Raw genomic sequence first — 16187 nt, 5'->3', positions numbered from 1 at the left:
ACTTTTTCTCTCAACGATTTTATTTGAGATTATTCTACATGAAAATTCAGAACAAAGCAAGCCTTTTTTGTATATTTTTATAAAAACTTGAAATCCTTGTATATTTAATAGCCAAAACAAACTGCTGTGAAATTGAGTTCAAGTAAATAAAAAGTTGATGCGGTATCTTTTTACAAACCAAGTGGATCCCTAAAGAGACTTCTGACTGTGATAGTTTAACTGGAAACCACTACTTTTTTCAAGTACTTTCATCACTACAGAAGATCTCGTTCTATCTAAATTCCTATCACAAAAAATCTTGCTCAGTTATTTTTTATGACAATTTCTTTGTACTATTTCCCAAATTGAAATCATTTCTTCATAATATAATTTGTATATTTATCCTAAATAATTTTTCAAAGCAAGACAAAAAGCCTGAAGCACAGCTCCAAGCTCTCATGGTTAAGCCAGTCTTTTAGGTCTGATAAATCCTGTCATAATACTCAAACAAAGTAGTCCAGCTGCCACATACCAATAGGGCATATCTACACTAGTTGTACGTCCTGAGACTTCAACAATACCTTTAACTAAACAGGCACTAGCGACAACAGCGATGGCTGAATTAAAGAGAAGTTTTGAGGCACGATTTCTCACCCAAGAAATTCCCATTCCTGTTAGCAGATAAATTAAAGCTCCGACCAGAGGTGCGAAGAACATCATGCGCATAAACATGGATGATTCGCCATAAGAAAAGCGTTCATAGACAAAGGTAAAGACTAGGCTAAAAATAGTTAAACCAATGTAGGTGAAAAAGTGCTTGCTGGCTGATTTTTTAGTAACCGATGTAAACAATATCACTCACCGCCCTTTCTGAGATTTTGTTTCCATTTGTGGTTGGCTTGTTAATGACTTGACCATTGAAGTACATGGTAGATGAGCCACCACCGTCAAGGTTGTAGGCTGTCGTCACACCATAGGATTTCATCAACTCGGCCATTTCATAAAGAGTCAATCCTGACGACTCACTGGTACGACCATCAGAGACAATGACAATATAGTGCACACTGCCGTCACTTTCTTCGATAACTCCGATGGCTGTACGTGGATTGTCAGCCATGGCTTGACCAACCTCTTCATTTTCTGATACAGCTACCTTGCCATTTTCAACCAAGGTTGGACCAAAGGCAAAGGTATTCACCACACCTGAATCAACCAATTTTTGAGCCGTTGTATCGCTTTCCTTAAAGGTCTTGAAGCTACCATCTGAGTAAACGGCAAGGTCCTCGTAATCACTGTTTCGATCAGTATCACGATAGACTTGACCATTCTTAATCACATAACCTGACTGATTAGCCCCATAGTAGTCACCATTGATGGCAAAGATAGCATTATTTTGCTGGGCAATACTTGATGTCGTGTCAGTGATGTTAGTCCCGTAGGTATTTTGTGCCAAAGCTGTTTTAAGGTAGTCAGCACTTGACAGCTTGATATCTGCCACATAGTAAGTAGTATCACTGGTTTTACCCGTTGTGATTTTGATATCCATATTGTCATCTTTATAGGTCGTATCTGTCTTAGTTACCTTACCAGTGCTGGTAGACGCCGTTGACGAAGCTGTGCTTGAGCTAGTCGTATTGGCTGAAACCGTCGACACCGCAGAAGGGATGACAAAGACCTTTAAGAGAGAGTAGACATTTGCCCCCATCAGAAAAAGGGTAAAGAGTAAGGCATAGGCATGCCTTTTGAGAAATTTCATAGAAAACCTCCAATTTTGAAAGATAGGATAGAAACCATAAGTTTCTTTTGCTTGAAATTAGCATAACAAGCAAAGCTTAAAATCTTCTATAAATCCCACAACCACGCTTTTCCTTTAAGTTTTCCTTAAGAAAAAGACAGCTTCAGTTGAAGCCATCTTCGCTATATAATCATATCTTCAGTAATATCAAATTCTCTCAAGATCTCCTGAATCTTATCAAAGTTCAGACGGAAATGCTCTAATTTATGCCCATCAGAGCCAATAGAATACTTGCAACATCCCAAATCCTTAACAAGCCCCAAGGCATAACGATAAAGATCTTCGTGATGATAGAGATACATACTCTTTGCATTCAGCTCAAAAGCCAAATCATTAGCAAGCATTTTCTGGAAAATGCGTTTGAGCTGCTCCTCATAGGCTTTTAGCTCATCAACAGTCACGTCAAAAAGTCGGAAACCATAGTCAAAATGGGCCAGAACATCTGCGTCCACACGACCAATAGCGTACTCCAACTTGTCCAGATACTCTTGAATAATGCTAGCCTTGTCCATATCAGCTACCTCATCATCAAGATAATCATTGACCCCATTATGGTGAACAGAAAGCAGTTTGAGATCATAGTCCTTACCATCCAAAAAGTCTAAAATATCGCTTTCTCTAGGCTGGTAATAACCAATCTCGATGCCACGTTTAATACGATTGCCATACTTGAGGTTAAGACTTTCGATTTCGTGACTATAAGCCTCGTACTCGGGCACATCGTCCTGTTTGGTATAAGGATTAGAGAGATCGTAATGCTCAGTCGTTACAATTTCCCCATCAAAATGTGTCAAATAGTCAGTAAAGTTCGCATCCGAATCATAGGAATGATGGGTATGCAAATGGTTATCACGAATAGACATAACTACTCCTTATTTTTCAAATACATTGTAAGCTGCTTATGAGCCAACCAGGTCAAACTCACCATCAACCCCTCATAAATAATAAAGAAAATCACAAAACATTGAAGGAAATACTCTTCTGGTAAAACATTGATAATCGGATCCAAGATTGGATTAAAGAGCCAACTGCTATCTCCAGGAAAGAGGGCTTCATGAAAGAGCGTAAAAAACTCATCAAATCCGAGAAAAACTCCCACTACTCCAATAAGGATTGGTAAAACAGCTAAACTCATATAAAGCCTACGATAAAGACCAAAGGTCCCTTTCTTCACATTACGCCAAAGAGAGCTTACTGCTGGATAAGCTAGTAGAATAACAAGCCCCTGTACCAAATGAAAGAGCCACTTCACATCATGGAAATGCTTAAGCCCACTCTCCGACGATGGAAAATCAGGCATGGACAGATGACCAACCCAAGGAAATGTCAGATACTGCATGAGGATATTGAAATTATGCCAGAGCTCTGTCTTGCCAAGAATGACATAGTCCAAAAGATGCATCCAGTCAATATCAAAATAATAAAAGCCCCATGCCAGATAAATCGTCACTAGTATAGACAGGGCCAAGAGCCAAATCGGAGTCAGAACAGCCTCAATCTTAGTTCGCATCAAAATCCCACTCCGCTAGACTAGAAAGCACATGGTCTGGTTTTACTGGTAAATCCGCAACTTCTTCCGCCTTGGTAAATCCAGTTGTCACAAGTAGTGTTGGAAAGTCATTTTTAATGCCAGCTGTAATATCAGTCAAGTAATTGTCACCAACCACGATAGTTTGGCTACGTTCTGTCCCAAGGATTTCAAGAGCCTTGTTCATGATAATAGCTTTAGGCTTACCAATAATGATTGGTTTCACACGGGTAGCCACCTCAATAAGGGCCAAGAGGGAACCAGCACCTGGAAGAAGACCACGTTCAGTTGGGATATTCAAATCTGGGTTAGTTCCAATAAATATAGCCCCTTTGTGGATAGCAAGCGTTGCTTTAACCAACATTTCATAAGTGACTTCACGGTCCAAGCCCACCACAACATAGGCAGGATTTTCCTCATCTACCGTATACCCCGCTTCCGCAATGGCAGATTTAAGCCCAGTCTCACCGATAACATAAACCGTCTTGCCACGATTCATATCGTTCATGTAGTCAACTGTCGCCAAAGTAGCTGTGTAAATGGTCTCAAGAGGTGTTTCCAATTCACATTGATTACGCAAAAGCTCTTGCACCATCTCTGGTGTACGCATACTGTTATTAGTCACAAAAAGATAGGGAATCTGACGCTTCTGTAGCTCCTTAACGAAGGCTTCTCCCTCAGGAATACGGTCCTTCCCCTTGTAAATAGTTCCATCTAAATCAATCAAATAACCTTTATATGTCATCCTACTCGTCTCCTATTTTTTTCCATTGGATAATGGCCTGAGCATGAATATTGCCATCCACACAAATCTGGTGTTGACTGCTCAAACTTTCTTGGTCAAACTCGTAGCCTGAATAAATCTCTGACCCATGATGAATTTCCTTAACATACTTGAGGTCAATATGGGCTGGTGTGTACTTAGTCAAAAAATCCAAATCGAAAACATCCAACATCCACTCCAAGTACTTGCTATTATTAACGTGGCCATTCATGTCTAGGTCAAAATAACGCACACGATATAAAGTCTCAATTGGATTTTCCAAAGCCTTATAGCGAGGCCCTCTAAGCAACTTTTTAGTCTTATCAGCTCCATAAGGTGCTACCACTTCATCTGGCACTTCTGCTACCTTACGCGTTTCATAATCCATAAGAGCAAAAGTAGTCTTAAAGAGCATAATTTGCTGACCAGTTTCATCTGTGATGTAAAAATTACGGTAACAGAAAATCTTATTATAGGAAACGGCTTCCGTTGTAATGATCACCTTTTCATTGTAACGAGGCAAACGGTCAATCTCAATCGCATAGTCTGTCACAATCCAAACTAGACCGTACTTATCAAAAACTTCCTTATCCGTATTTCCCAGAGACTCTGACTGCATGCCTGATACTTGCAATGAAAAAGCCAGTAAGTGTGGTAACTTCACCTGATGCATGATATCCGTCTCATAAAACGGAATCTGATAAGGAATACTAAATTTTAATCCCATCTAATCCTCCAAGATAAATTGCTCAGCGACACTATCTCCCAGAAAGAGTCCTCGTTTTGTCATACGAACCACCTCTGGATCCTTGACCAAGAGACCATCTTCCTGTAGTTTTTTCACAATGTCTCCATAAGTATCCGAAAATGACAAACCAAACTTCTCTTCAAAACGTTTGATAGACACACCTGACTTTTTACGTAAACCAAGGAAGAACTCCTCCTCCATCATTTCCGCCTTAGTCAGATGCTCCTCCTGGAGTCTAGCATGACCATCCTCAGCTATAGCCTTTAGATAATGCTGGATAGGTCCTCTATTGCGATAACGAACACCATTGACATAACCAGAGGCTCCAGCACCAACACCATAATACTCATCATTATTCCAGTACATGAGATTGTGACGACTCTCCATCCCAGGTTTGGTAAAGTTGGAAATCTCATAATGCTCAAAACCATTTTTTTCCAACTCTTGGATAATATAGTCAAACATCTCTGCTTCCAAATCCTCAGTTGGGAGATTGAGCTTACCCCGACGCATCTTATTCATAAAGACCGTGTGATGTTCCAAGATCAAACTGTAGAGACTTAGATGTGGAATATCCAGTTCCAGTGCCTTTCTCACATTTTCCCTGACCTGATCCATGGTTTGACCAGGTAGCGCATAAATGAGGTCAATGGAAATATTATGGAAACCAGCAGACTTCAAGCTATCAATGCTTTCATAAATCTGTGCTTGATTGTGACTGCGGCCAATTTGACGCAAGTGCTTGTCATCAAAAGTCTGAACCCCTAAAGACACCCGATTAACAGCAGATTTTTTGAGCACCTCAATCTTATCAACCGTCAAATCACCAGGATTGGCCTCAATGGTAAACTCCTCCAGCTTTGACAAATCCAAGTTTTTCTGAAGATGACTTAAAAGGTAGTCCAATTGCTCGGCAGAAATAGCTGTTGGGGTCCCTCCACCAATATAAAGGGTGCGAAGCTCCTTGATATCTAAAAGCTCCCACTCACGAATCAAAGCCCGTAGGTAGTCATCAACGGGCTGATTTTTAATAAAGACCTTGGAAAAGTCACAATAGTAACAAATTTGTGTGCAAAATGGAATATGCACATAGGCTGACGTTGGTTTTGTTTGCATGTAACTATTCTACCATTTTTTAAGCAGAAATGAGACCATGAATGATAAGAGTTGAGGCAAAAAAGAAGCTATCTCTTCAGATAGCCTCTTCCTATTATTTTGTTAATGAGAATGGGAAAGCATTGTAGTTGCTATAATCAAAGGTTGGGCCCAAGTCTGAAATGAATTGCACTGGCGTGTAGGTTCCATTTTCAAGAATAAAACCAGGCTTAGCTTGGAAACCAGCTCCCCCTAGTCCAGTAATACCAGGAAGCAAGGTTGAAAAATCGCCACCCTCCCAAACGTAGAGATTTCCAGAAATTTGAACAGCTTTTGCAGTTGTTGAACTTTGACGATAGGGTTCGTAATCTACATTGAAATTAGCTTTTGAAGTGATGTTTCCATCAGCATCAACTGTAAAACTAATGTCTGTTGCTTGAGGACTCGTACCAGTCCAAGTTCCAACCAAACCTGCTGGAACAGGAGCGTCACTTTGAGTATCAGGTGTTGCTTGACTAGACTTGTTTGACTCAGATGCAGCACTGCCACTTGTTCCTCCTTGAGCATCATTTCCAGCTGTAGCTTGATTTTTTGAAGAGCTAGCTTCAGGAGCACTCGCTTCTTCTTGACCTTGAGAATCCTTTGAAGATGAATCTTCTGTCTTAGCCTTTTTAGCAGACTTCTTCTCAGATGTTTTTGTTTTAGCAGATGACTTCACTACTTTAGAAGTTGACGTTGTAGATGATGCTGCAGTGTCTTTTTCTGACTTAGAGCCACATCCAACAAATGCTGTAGAAACAGCTACAGACAACAAAACAAGGGAACAAACACGAATAACTTTTCTTTTCATTTTCATAAACCTCTTTTCTATATGTCTATTATATCTATTTTGTTACAAAAATCAAGTGTTTTGTGTAATTTTGTAACATTTATGTAATTATTTGTATCGCTGTTATAAGTTAATATCGTATTCACTAGTAAAAAAAAGCCCATCACTCCTTGAGGAATGATAGGCTTTGGGATATGATCTAAGCACTTCTTATCTGCTAGAGGTATCCTAATTACTATTTGTCTTCTCTTTCAATATAACCCGTATAGAGGGAAGGTTGGAGCTATCCTCCAAGACAATAATGCGCTTGCCACCATCTACAACGACATAATAGTATGACTTTCTCGCATTGTGGTAGATGTCATTAACACTCTTAGCCTGATAACCATGTGACTTAAGAGACTTCTGTATTTTAGCAAACTCTTTTTGCACCTTACCATTATCTACGTTGCCTGATTGATCCGCCAGATATTCTTTTAAAGGCTTAGCAACTAAGATATCTAAAGGCTTAGCAATTAAGATATCTATATCATCAGAATCTGTAGTCATAACACCATTTTCAGAGATAGTCAATTCTCCTTCTGATTCACCTTCATCATCAAATATCTTCCATTTTCCAACAAAATCTTTTGGAACCTCTGCCTTATGAAAAAGGCATTTCTTTTTTAAATCTTTGGTTCTTCTTGATCCGTAGTAGAGATCTGATAAGGTTAAATCTAGAACTAAGTTTGTCCCATCCTTCTGAATCAGATTATAGTAGCCAAACCATCCCGTCTTAACCAGTATGATCTCTTTGGTCTGTAAATGGTATTTCTTGTCAAAATCAGCAATCGTTTTTAGTTTTGAATCACTGAGCTCCTCTAAGCTTGTTTCAAATTTCTGTCTAACCTTCTTACCAATAGAGATTTCTGTGATTTCTTCTTCCCTATAACCTGCAACAAGTTTTGACTTCTTCCCACTTAAATCATAAACCAAACCAACATTATCATTAGTTACCCACAAACCACCCAAGTTTGTTCCTTTGGAAGAAAACAAAAAGAACCCAAGACTTGTTGCTACAATAAGAAATAAAGCAATACCAAGACCAATAAAAGTCTTCTTCCCAAACTTTTTCTGCTTAACAAAGACCATTTGCTGTGTCCTAGGTTGACTGACCATTTGACCAGTCACTTGATTAGATAAAGGCATGGCTCCTGCAGTCACGGAATTTCCATTGTTGGAAAAATCAACTTGTTTTCCTTCCATAACAAATTCGCCATTTAGAAGGGCCTGCTGACACTCCTGAATGGTGGGCTTACGATTATTAATCGCTTCGAAATATTCAATCCATTCTTTTCGATTCATCATTTCTCCTAACAATTCTTAATACAAAAATCTATCACTAACTTTAAAGTGATAGACTTTCCAATTATTTAAGCACTTCTTGAGTCTTAGCATAGTTAGCTTCAACAGCGTCTTTTTCGGCTTTCCACCAATCTTGGTGATCTGTGTACCACTTGATTGTTTCTTCCAAACCTGATTCGAAGTTTGTGAATTGTGGTTCCCAACCAAGTTCTTCACGCAATTTTGTTGAATCGATCGCGTAACGCAAATCGTGACCAGCACGGTCTGTAACACGGTCGTATGCGTCTTTTGGTTGACCCATTTTTTCAAGGATAAGCTCAAGCACTTCCTTGTTATTCTTTTCACCATCAGCACCAATCAAGTAAGTTTCACCGATACGACCTTTAGTGAGGATAGCCCAAACACCAGTTGAATGGTCGTTAGTGTGAATCCAGTCACGGACGTTTTTACCTTCACCATAAAGTTTTGGTTTAATACCTGACAAGATATTGGTAATTTGACGTGGGATGAATTTTTCGATGTGTTGGTATGGTCCATAGTTGTTTGAGCAGTTTGAAATAGTTGCCTTAACACCAAATGAACGCACCCATGCCTTAACGATAAGGTCTGAAGCAGCCTTAGTTGATGAATAAGGTGATGATGGGTTGTATTTGGTTTCTGCTGTGAATTTTTCACCAGGACCTTCACCATGTCCAGGGAGATCTTCACGCAATGGAAGGTCACCATACACTTCGTCTGTTGACACGTGGTGGAAACGAATATCATATTTACGAGCAGCTTCCAAAAGTGTGTATGTACCAATAAAGTTTGTGTGGATAAATGGTGATGGGTCGTTCAATGAATTATCATTGTGACTTTCAGCCGCGTAGTGAACAATAGCATCAGCCTTAGCAGCCAATTTATCAACCAATTCAGCGTCAGCAATATCACCAACAACCAATTCAACACGGTCACCAAGGATTTCTTCAATGTTAGCACGGTTACCAGCGTAAGTGAGTTTGTCAAGGACAGTCACATGCACGTCTGGATGATTGTTGTAGACATAGTGTACGAAGTTTGAACCGATGAAACCTGCGCCACCAGTTACGATGATATTTTTATATTCAGTCATTTTTTCTCCAAATAGTTTTTTTGATTGTTCCTTAAATCAATTTTTTTTAGCTTTCCTTAGGTAAGTACGGACGTCAGCGAACTTCTACGAAGTTCCATGACTAAGTTTTGAGCCTAATGTCTCAAAACTTCCGAGCACCTGAAACAAAATGGTTCAGGTGCTTTTCTCACAGCTGAAAGCTAAGCATATAGCTCGCTTCGCTCGTTTATAGCAAAGCTAAAAACTATATAATGATTTTATTAATTGTTTTAAGAGCTATGTTTTTTACAAATCTTCTGCTTTTAGGGGTTTAACGTCTTTGAGTAATGGGTGGTTTTTATCTGCTTCTGAGACTTCTGCTTCTTCCAAGTTTTCCCACTTGATATCAAGGCTTGGGTCAGCATAGTTGACAAAGGCGTATTTTGGTTTGAGTTCAAGTGCCCAGTAGTCGTTCACAAGGTAGCTGTAGGATACTTTGTCAGACAAAACTTGGAAACCATTGGCAACACCACGAGGAACGAAGATTCCTTTTGAGGCATCAATCACTGTTTGGTAAGTATTCCCAAACGTTTCGCCTTCACGAAGGTCAACCCATGTGCCAAGAACTTTTCCTTCATCTGCTACTGAGATGTATTTATCCCAAGGCTCAGCGTGCAAACCACGTAAAACATTTTTACGTGAGAAAGAAACGTTGTTTTGCAATTTTCCTTCTGCAAAGAATGATTCTGGAAAACCAAGCGGCAACATTTTTTCTTTTTGAAAGTTTTCCTTAAACCAACCACGGTTATCCCCATGTACTGGAATATCAAATTCAAGTAAACCTGGGATAGCATCAATCTTACGTGCAGCTAATTCTTTACCAAAAAATTGTTCAGTCATTATGCTTCTCCAATCAAACGGAGCAAATATTGCCCGTATTCATTTTTCTTAAGTGGTTGTGCCAATTCGAGGACCTGCTCTTTAGTAATGTAGCCCATGCGATAGGCAATTTCCTCAAGGTTAGCCACTTGAACATTTTGCAAACGTTGAACTGTTTCAATGTACTGAGCAGCTTGCAAGAGACTTTCGTGAGTGCCTGTATCCAACCAAGCAAAGCCACGTCCCATAAGTTCAACAGAGAGGTCACCACGTTCTAAGTAAGCCTTGTTAACATCCGTGATTTCAAGTTCGCCACGAGGACTTGGCTTGATATTTTTGGCAATTTCCACGACATCATTGTCATAGAAATAAAGACCAGTTACAGCAAAGTTTGATTTTGGATGCTCAGGTTTTTCCTCGATTGAGATGGCATTCATATTGTCGTCAAATTCAACAACACCAAAACGTTCTGGATCCTTAACTTGATAACCAAAGACTGTAGCTCCTTTTTCCTTAGCTTCGGCACGTTGAAGCATGGCAGAAAGACCATTGCCATGGAAAATATTGTCCCCAAGAACAAGGGCAACACTATCATCACCAATGAAGTCTTCACCAATGATAAAGGCTTGAGCCAAGCCATCTGGACTTGGTTGTACTGCGTAAGAAAGGGAAATACCGAACTCAGAACCATCACCAAGGAGCTCTTCAAAACGTGGAAGGTCCTGTGGGGTTGAGATGATGAGGATTTCCTTAATACCAGCCAACATAAGCGTTGATAGTGGGTAATAAATCATTGGTTTATCGTAAATCGGCATCAGTTGTTTTGATGCAGCACGAGTCAATGGATACAAACGCGTCCCTGAACCGCCTGCAAGAATAATACCTTTCATAAGAAGGCTCCTTTTTCTCTAATATATTACCTATATTTTAGCATTTTTCAGCCCTCTTGTCACGGTAAACCCTATGTTCTTAAGCTTTCATTAAGAAAATCACAAGTGTCCATTTTCTTAATCCAATGAAAAAAGGATTTCGATTGAAACCCTTTTAGATTGAAGATAACCTCTTGTAGCACTTTCCTTAGAAAGCGTAATCATCATCTTCTTCAGTGCCTTTGTGCACTCATCCAGTCAAAGATACTGTTATAGGTTTGCCCATTGACACTAGCTCGAGAGCCACCGCCATAGGTTGGGTCAGTGGCTACCATACCACTATAACCATCCCAATTTTTCGTATTTTCAGGATGCTGAACGCCAATCACCTGGTCATGGAAGAAATAAATCCAAGCCCAATGCCCATCATACTCTGTACCAGGAAGATCAGTCCCGGTAGCTGTTTCAAAGTATGAAAACCATTTGTTAGAAGCTCCAGAGGTAATCAAACTCTTGTATAGAGGCAAGACACTATTTTCTGGTTGAACTGTTGTGTCCGCTTTCGTGTGAATCAACCACATAGGCTGGTTCTTCAGTTTATCAATCCCAGATTGGTCAACAGTTAAGGGAGCAGCAATTGGAATGAGAGCTGCAAAATAATCTGGATAGGTTGCTCCCATAGTCAAGACCATACCACCACCATTGGAAACCCCTGCAAGATAAATTCGTCCCTTATCTACCTCTGGGTGATTAGCTAGGTATGTATCAATGGTCTCTTTGAGTTGTGCTGCATTATCCGACCCCCAAGGTGTCTGCGTTTGAACAGCAAGCACATTAACCCCACGCGCCTGATCACCAGTTGTTAAGAAATGGCCTTGAATATCAGGCTGGGTGAGTGCATAGACGTCATTTGAAAGAAGGGGAATATTCATATCTGTCCCTCTTTCACCAATGCCGTGTAGCCAGACTATCAAAGGTTTGGTGCTATTTCCCGTACCGGTCTGGGCACTATAAGCCGCATACTGCATGTTACCTACTTGCCCTCGCTCATCGAAAACCTCCGTTGTTGGCATCAAACGATTATTGATGGCATCTTGCTCAGAAGACACCATTTGCGACTGACTACTACCTTCTGCCACTACTGACAAATCTTTCATCGATACCATATAACTTTCCAGCCATTGGTTAGTCCAAGTAGAAAGGTTAAAATACATAGGTTCAGCATTTCCACCCATGTTGTAGCGATTATAAGAAGGTAGGCTCAATTCAAGCGTCACGTACTTGCTGTTATCATAATAGACCACATGCCCCTGATCGTCGGACACATAAGAATTCGTTACCTGACGACTAACTCCTGCTGTTGTAACCTGGGTTGAGCTGTGGACAACCTCTGGTGTGACCTTCTGATTAAATTCAAAAATGACTTTGGTTACAGCAGGACCAAACTCATAACTCTCTAGGACAATTCTTGTCTTTGTCACAGCCAAGTCTTCTGCTGCCCCTGCTTTGACAGACAAGCCTAAACTTATGGCTAACAAGGAAACAAAGACTGTCACATATACTTTAACTTTTTGGAACATAGTCCCTCCCCATTTTTTATTAGTATTCACCTACAATTGATGAACAGTTACTATTTTATCATTTTCTAATCAAATAAGAAATAGATGTAAATAACTCTAATAAAAAAGAATCAGCCAACATCCCTCAATAGCGAGAAATAGCCAGCTGATTCTTGAGTCTAAATATCTAGAAGAACTTTAATACTATTAGTCTTTTTTCTTAATGTACTGAGCCACTGGATAGTCCGCACTATCCAAGCTACCAGGTCGATTCATGGCCAAATCAACCAGATTTTTTCCAATCAGTGGCCCTGTCGTGAGCCCTGAAGATCCTAAACCAGAAGCAACAAAGACACTCTCAAGCTCTGGAACTTCTCCAAAGAAAGGAGAGAAATCACTCGTGTAGGCTCTCGTTCCCACACGTTCTGAGAAGGACTTGACCGTACTTAAGTCAGGGAAATAGGTCTTAGCCTCTTCCTCCAGACTTGCAAGTACAGTCTCAACAACTGTCAAATCAAAGCCTTGGTCATTTTCGTGGCTGGCTCCTACCGAAATCTTTCCACCGGCAAAGGGGATGATATCTAGTTCGCCCTCTGGCATCAAAACAGGCAACTTACCAGTATCTAACCCCTCAAAGAAATAGTCACGTAATTGACCTTTTTGGGGGCGAACATCTACTTCAAAACCAAGGGGTTCAAGCGTTTGACCTAGCCAGGCACCACAAGCGAGAATGACCTTATCAAAAGTTTGAGCATTAATCTCGTAAGTGCCGTTGTCAAGAGGAGAGAGTGTAACTGGTCCCTCCACCTTTACAAAACCAGAGGCCTCAATCAAGGTAGCTGTCAACTCTGCCCCTTCCACTCTGGCTCCTCCAGAAGCATAGAGATAATGGTCAAATCCAATGAATTCAGGGAGATCCTCAGCATTTTTTATAGAGAGTTCACCAATAATGGGTGATTCTTCTAGTCTCGTCTCTGCATGCTGGTACAAAGCGTCCAATTTACTATCGTCTTTCTTGAGAAGGGCTACACCAGACTGATCATAGAAGCTTGTGTCATAACCATCCTTTTCAAGATTTGAAACTAAATCTTGGTAAAAATCTGCTCCCAAACGGGCCATGCGATACCAGGCCTTATTACGACGCTTGGAAAACCAGGGGCTGATAATCCCTGCTGCTGCCTTGGTTGCTTGTCCAAGACCATGATCAAATACTGTAACTTCTACGCCTTTTTCTTTTGATAAGTAATAGGCAGCCGTTGAACCGACAATACCTGCTCCAACAATTGCAATTTTCATTTTTTACTCCATCTATTTGAAAAGAGCTGAGTCCTATATCAATAGGCACAGCTCTTTATTATTCTTTTACCCCAAGGCCACGTCCATGACCATCATGACGACAAAGCCAACCATAAGGCCCAAGGTTGCTACGTCAGTATTACCATTGGTTTGTGATTCAGGAATCAATTCCTCCGTTACCACAAAAATCATGGCTCCGGCCGCAAAGGCCAAAGCATAAGGAATTATCGCCATCATCAACATGACAAGAGCAGCTCCCATAACAGCCCCTATAGGCTCCACGATAGCTGACATAGATCCCCAATAAAAGGCCTTGATACGAGATTTTCCATCTGCTCGAATAGGAACTGAGAGGGCTGCACCTTCAGGGACATTCTGCAAACCAATACCTATAGCTAAACCAATGGCTCCCAAAAGACCCGCGAATGTCATATTGCCACCAGCCAAGGCTCCAAAAGTCACACCGACTGCCAATCCTTCTGGAAAATTATGAATGGTGATAGCCAAAAAGAGCAGGGCTGTCTTGGACAACTTTTTCTTACGAGGTTGAATACCTTCTGCTTTAGAGATGTCATTCCCCAAATGCAAATGGGGAACGACGGCATCAATCAAACGAAGGGCAACACCTCCAAGCAAGAAACCAGCTGCCGCAGGGAACCATGACCACTTCCATAGCCATTTTGAGTCGCATAAGTTAAAGAGGGGTCCAAAAGCGACCAAAAAGAGGCCGCAATCATGACACCTGCCGCAAAGCCCATCATGATATCTAGCAATTTACGGCTAATATTCTTGAAGAAGAAAACAATGGCTGAGCCGACAATGGTACAGCCCCAAGTAAAAAGACCAGCAAGCAAGGCCAAAAAGACCACATTTTGATGTAAAAGCCAAGTCACAGACACATCCTCCTACAAATGGTCAAAAGGATTGGTTGAGGACTGACTTTCAAGTATCGTCACATTCCAATCATGCTCAAGTTTCCAAGCCTCAAGTTTCTCAGCAATCTTTGAGATAAAAAGGGCTTCGATATGGTGCCCAGGATCAATTGCCAAGAGACCATTAGTAATCATTTCCTGTCCTGTATGGTAGTAAATATCACCAGTGATGAAGACTTGTGCCCCCTTTTTCAAAGCATCCTGGTAAAATCCTTGACCGCTACCCCCACAAATAGCCACACGGCTAACTAGAGGATTGTCATGATTATAACGAACCAAGCGAACACTATCTAAGCCAAAAACAGACTTGACTTTAAGAGCAAGTTCTTCAATAGTCTGAGGCACGATATCACCTACTCGACCGATTCCATGATTTTCAGAAGTCTGCGTTAAATAAGTGGTGTCTTTAATATCAAGTAAGTCACAGAACCAATCATTAAGCCCATCATTAACGACATCAATATTAGTATGACTCACATAGACTGCAATATCATGCTTAACCAGGTCAAGTAAAATATCTCGGTCAGGCGAAGACACCAAATCCTTAACTGGACGAAAAATTGGAGCATGTTTAGCAATAATGAGGTCCACACCTTTTTCAATGGCTTCGGCTACCGTATTTTCACGAACATCCAAGGTGACCATAACCCTCTGAATCTCTTTGTCCAGACTATCAATCTGCAAGCCAACCACATCACCTTCCATAGAAAGCTCCGGTGGACAAAATTCTTCATAAGTCTTAATAAGTTCACTAGCTAACATGATTCAAAACCTCCTTAATGGTTTGAATTTTATCTTCAATAGCTGTACGATCAGCCTGATTGGCCAGTGGAATGGATCCTAAAGCAAGCTCTAATTTATTGATTTCGCGTTGCCATTTGAGCTGGAAAACCTTAGATTGGTCTTTCATGAGATGAGGACCAAAACGCACTTCCTTGTCCGAAAGGTTCATGTGTCCAGCTTCTGCCACCATGATTTCGTAGTATTTGCCATTTTCAGTCATGATAGACTCTGCAATAATCTCAAAACCATTTTCCATCAACCAGATACGGAGATCATCTTCACGATTATTTGGTTGTAAAATCAGACGGTCTACGCCCTTAAGTTTGTCCTTTCCAGCATCTAGGATATCAGCAATAAGACGTCCTCCCATACCACAAATCGTGATAGTTGTTACCTCATCAGCGGGTTCGAAGGCAGCCAAGCCATTAGCCAAGCGCACCTCGATTTTATCTTGGAAACCAGAAGCTGAGACATTAGCAAAAGCAGATTCATAAGGCCCTTTTACCACTTCACCAGCAATAGCTGAAGTAATCAAACCTTTTTCAAGTAAATAAATCGGGAGATAGGCATGATCACTGCCTACATCCAAGAGTTTTGCGCCTTTGGGAACATAGGTTGCTACGTCCTTGAGGCGTTGAGATAATTGTACGTACATATTTCATCTTTCTATTTTTTTAAGTCTCTTCAATTATATCAAAAAAGGAGATTGGTAAGAAATG

At 40.7% G+C, this 16187-nt stretch carries 16 protein-coding genes and 1 pseudogene; all 17 read right to left on the bottom strand.

Annotation, left to right across the window (positions count from 1 at the left end):
* Nucleotides 1-441: 441 nt before the first annotated feature.
* The gene (locus AX662_RS01890; protein ID WP_060971464.1) at nt 442-831 is read right to left on the bottom strand and encodes a hypothetical protein; all 390 of its coding nucleotides are present in this window, start codon (nt 829-831) and stop codon (nt 442-444) included.
* A complete protein-coding gene (locus AX662_RS01885) occupies nt 812-1735 on the bottom strand; it encodes a phosphodiester glycosidase family protein (protein WP_060971463.1) in 924 nt (307 codons plus the stop codon). The genes AX662_RS01890 and AX662_RS01885 overlap by 20 nt, the downstream gene beginning before the upstream one ends.
* A 161-nt stretch (nt 1736-1896) precedes the next feature.
* On the bottom strand, nt 1897-2631 hold the full coding sequence (locus AX662_RS01880) for a PHP domain-containing protein (protein WP_060971499.1): 735 nt from the start codon (nt 2629-2631) through the stop codon (nt 1897-1899).
* A gap of 8 nt (nt 2632-2639) precedes the next feature.
* A complete protein-coding gene (locus AX662_RS01875; RefSeq protein WP_060971462.1) occupies nt 2640-3284 on the bottom strand; it encodes a TIGR01906 family membrane protein in 645 nt (214 codons plus the stop codon).
* The gene (locus AX662_RS01870) at nt 3274-4047 is read right to left on the bottom strand and encodes a TIGR01457 family HAD-type hydrolase (protein WP_060971461.1); all 774 of its coding nucleotides are present in this window, start codon (nt 4045-4047) and stop codon (nt 3274-3276) included. The genes AX662_RS01875 and AX662_RS01870 overlap by 11 nt, the downstream gene beginning before the upstream one ends.
* 1 nt (nt 4048) lies before the next feature.
* Nucleotides 4049-4792 carry an acyl-ACP thioesterase domain-containing protein gene (locus tag AX662_RS01865; RefSeq protein WP_060971460.1) on the bottom strand — a complete coding sequence of 248 codons (744 nt, stop codon included), beginning with the start codon at nt 4790-4792 and terminating at the stop codon, nt 4049-4051.
* On the bottom strand, nt 4793-5929 hold the full coding sequence (gene hemW / locus AX662_RS01860; protein WP_060971459.1) for a radical SAM family heme chaperone HemW: 1137 nt from the start codon (nt 5927-5929) through the stop codon (nt 4793-4795). It abuts the gene before it with no gap.
* A 94-nt stretch (nt 5930-6023) separates the two neighbouring features.
* Nucleotides 6024-6764 (bottom strand): hypothetical protein, encoded by a 741-nt coding sequence (locus tag AX662_RS01855; protein WP_060971458.1) that lies wholly within the window; start codon nt 6762-6764, stop codon nt 6024-6026.
* A gap of 201 nt (nt 6765-6965) precedes the next feature.
* Nucleotides 6966-8081, bottom strand: coding sequence for a hypothetical protein (locus AX662_RS01850; RefSeq protein ID WP_229040603.1), 1116 nt, complete (start codon nt 8079-8081; stop codon nt 6966-6968).
* 64 nt (nt 8082-8145) lie between these two features.
* Nucleotides 8146-9192: a dTDP-glucose 4,6-dehydratase gene (gene rfbB / locus AX662_RS01845; RefSeq protein ID WP_060971457.1), complete on the bottom strand. Its 1047-nt coding sequence runs from the start codon at nt 9190-9192 to the stop codon at nt 8146-8148.
* A 264-nt stretch (nt 9193-9456) separates the two neighbouring features.
* A complete protein-coding gene (locus AX662_RS01840) occupies nt 9457-10050 on the bottom strand; it encodes a dTDP-4-dehydrorhamnose 3,5-epimerase family protein (protein WP_002884062.1) in 594 nt (197 codons plus the stop codon).
* Complete coding sequence (gene rfbA, locus AX662_RS01835) at nt 10050-10919, bottom strand: glucose-1-phosphate thymidylyltransferase RfbA (protein WP_002883992.1); 870 nt, start codon at nt 10917-10919, stop codon at nt 10050-10052. The genes AX662_RS01840 and rfbA overlap by 1 nt, the downstream gene beginning before the upstream one ends.
* 212 nt (nt 10920-11131) lie before the next feature.
* Nucleotides 11132-12478, bottom strand: a complete 1347-nt coding sequence (locus tag AX662_RS01830) for an acyl-CoA thioester hydrolase/BAAT C-terminal domain-containing protein (protein ID WP_014634278.1) — start codon at nt 12476-12478, stop codon at nt 11132-11134.
* 186 nt (nt 12479-12664) lie between these two features.
* Complete coding sequence (locus AX662_RS01825) at nt 12665-13753, bottom strand: NAD(P)/FAD-dependent oxidoreductase (RefSeq protein WP_014634277.1); 1089 nt, start codon at nt 13751-13753, stop codon at nt 12665-12667.
* A gap of 66 nt (nt 13754-13819) precedes the next feature.
* Nucleotides 13820-14646: pseudogene (locus tag AX662_RS01820) on the bottom strand (ZIP family metal transporter).
* 12 nt (nt 14647-14658) lie between these two features.
* Nucleotides 14659-15447 carry a Nif3-like dinuclear metal center hexameric protein gene (locus tag AX662_RS01815; RefSeq protein ID WP_060971456.1) on the bottom strand — a complete coding sequence of 263 codons (789 nt, stop codon included), beginning with the start codon at nt 15445-15447 and terminating at the stop codon, nt 14659-14661.
* On the bottom strand, nt 15437-16123 hold the full coding sequence (locus AX662_RS01810; protein ID WP_060971455.1) for a tRNA (adenine(22)-N(1))-methyltransferase: 687 nt from the start codon (nt 16121-16123) through the stop codon (nt 15437-15439). Before AX662_RS01810 ends, AX662_RS01815 begins: the two co-directional genes overlap by 11 nt.
* Between the last annotated feature and the right edge of the window lie 64 nt (nt 16124-16187).

The sequence above is a fragment of the Streptococcus sp. CCH5-D3 genome, assembly GCF_001556435.1.
Classification (GTDB): Bacteria; Bacillota; Bacilli; order Lactobacillales; family Streptococcaceae; genus Streptococcus.
This window is presented reverse-complemented; position numbering and strand designations above follow the sequence as displayed.

What these genes read in the sequence shown, in the direction of transcription:
- rfbA (WP_002883992.1), bottom strand. Translation starts at nt 10,919, where the DNA reads ATGAAAGGTATTATTCTTGCAGGCGGTTCAGGGACGCGTTTGTATCCA.
- AX662_RS01865 (WP_060971460.1), bottom strand. Translation starts at nt 4,792, where the DNA reads ATGGGATTAAAATTTAGTATTCCTTATCAGATTCCGTTTTATGAGACG.
- AX662_RS01855 (WP_060971458.1), bottom strand. Translation starts at nt 6,764, where the DNA reads ATGAAAATGAAAAGAAAAGTTATTCGTGTTTGTTCCCTTGTTTTGTTG.
- AX662_RS01850 (WP_229040603.1), bottom strand. Translation starts at nt 8,081, where the DNA reads ATGAATCGAAAAGAATGGATTGAATATTTCGAAGCGATTAATAATCGT.
- hemW (WP_060971459.1), bottom strand. Translation starts at nt 5,929, where the DNA reads ATGCAAACAAAACCAACGTCAGCCTATGTGCATATTCCATTTTGCACA.
- rfbB (WP_060971457.1), bottom strand. Translation starts at nt 9,192, where the DNA reads ATGACTGAATATAAAAATATCATCGTAACTGGTGGCGCAGGTTTCATC.
- AX662_RS01810 (WP_060971455.1), bottom strand. Translation starts at nt 16,123, where the DNA reads ATGTACGTACAATTATCTCAACGCCTCAAGGACGTAGCAACCTATGTT.
- AX662_RS01825 (WP_014634277.1), bottom strand. Translation starts at nt 13,753, where the DNA reads ATGAAAATTGCAATTGTTGGAGCAGGTATTGTCGGTTCAACGGCTGCC.
- AX662_RS01885 (WP_060971463.1), bottom strand. Translation starts at nt 1,735, where the DNA reads ATGAAATTTCTCAAAAGGCATGCCTATGCCTTACTCTTTACCCTTTTT.
- AX662_RS01875 (WP_060971462.1), bottom strand. Translation starts at nt 3,284, where the DNA reads ATGCGAACTAAGATTGAGGCTGTTCTGACTCCGATTTGGCTCTTGGCC.
- AX662_RS01840 (WP_002884062.1), bottom strand. Translation starts at nt 10,050, where the DNA reads ATGACTGAACAATTTTTTGGTAAAGAATTAGCTGCACGTAAGATTGAT.
- AX662_RS01830 (WP_014634278.1), bottom strand. Translation starts at nt 12,478, where the DNA reads ATGTTCCAAAAAGTTAAAGTATATGTGACAGTCTTTGTTTCCTTGTTA.
- AX662_RS01870 (WP_060971461.1), bottom strand. Translation starts at nt 4,047, where the DNA reads ATGACATATAAAGGTTATTTGATTGATTTAGATGGAACTATTTACAAG.
- AX662_RS01815 (WP_060971456.1), bottom strand. Translation starts at nt 15,447, where the DNA reads ATGTTAGCTAGTGAACTTATTAAGACTTATGAAGAATTTTGTCCACCG.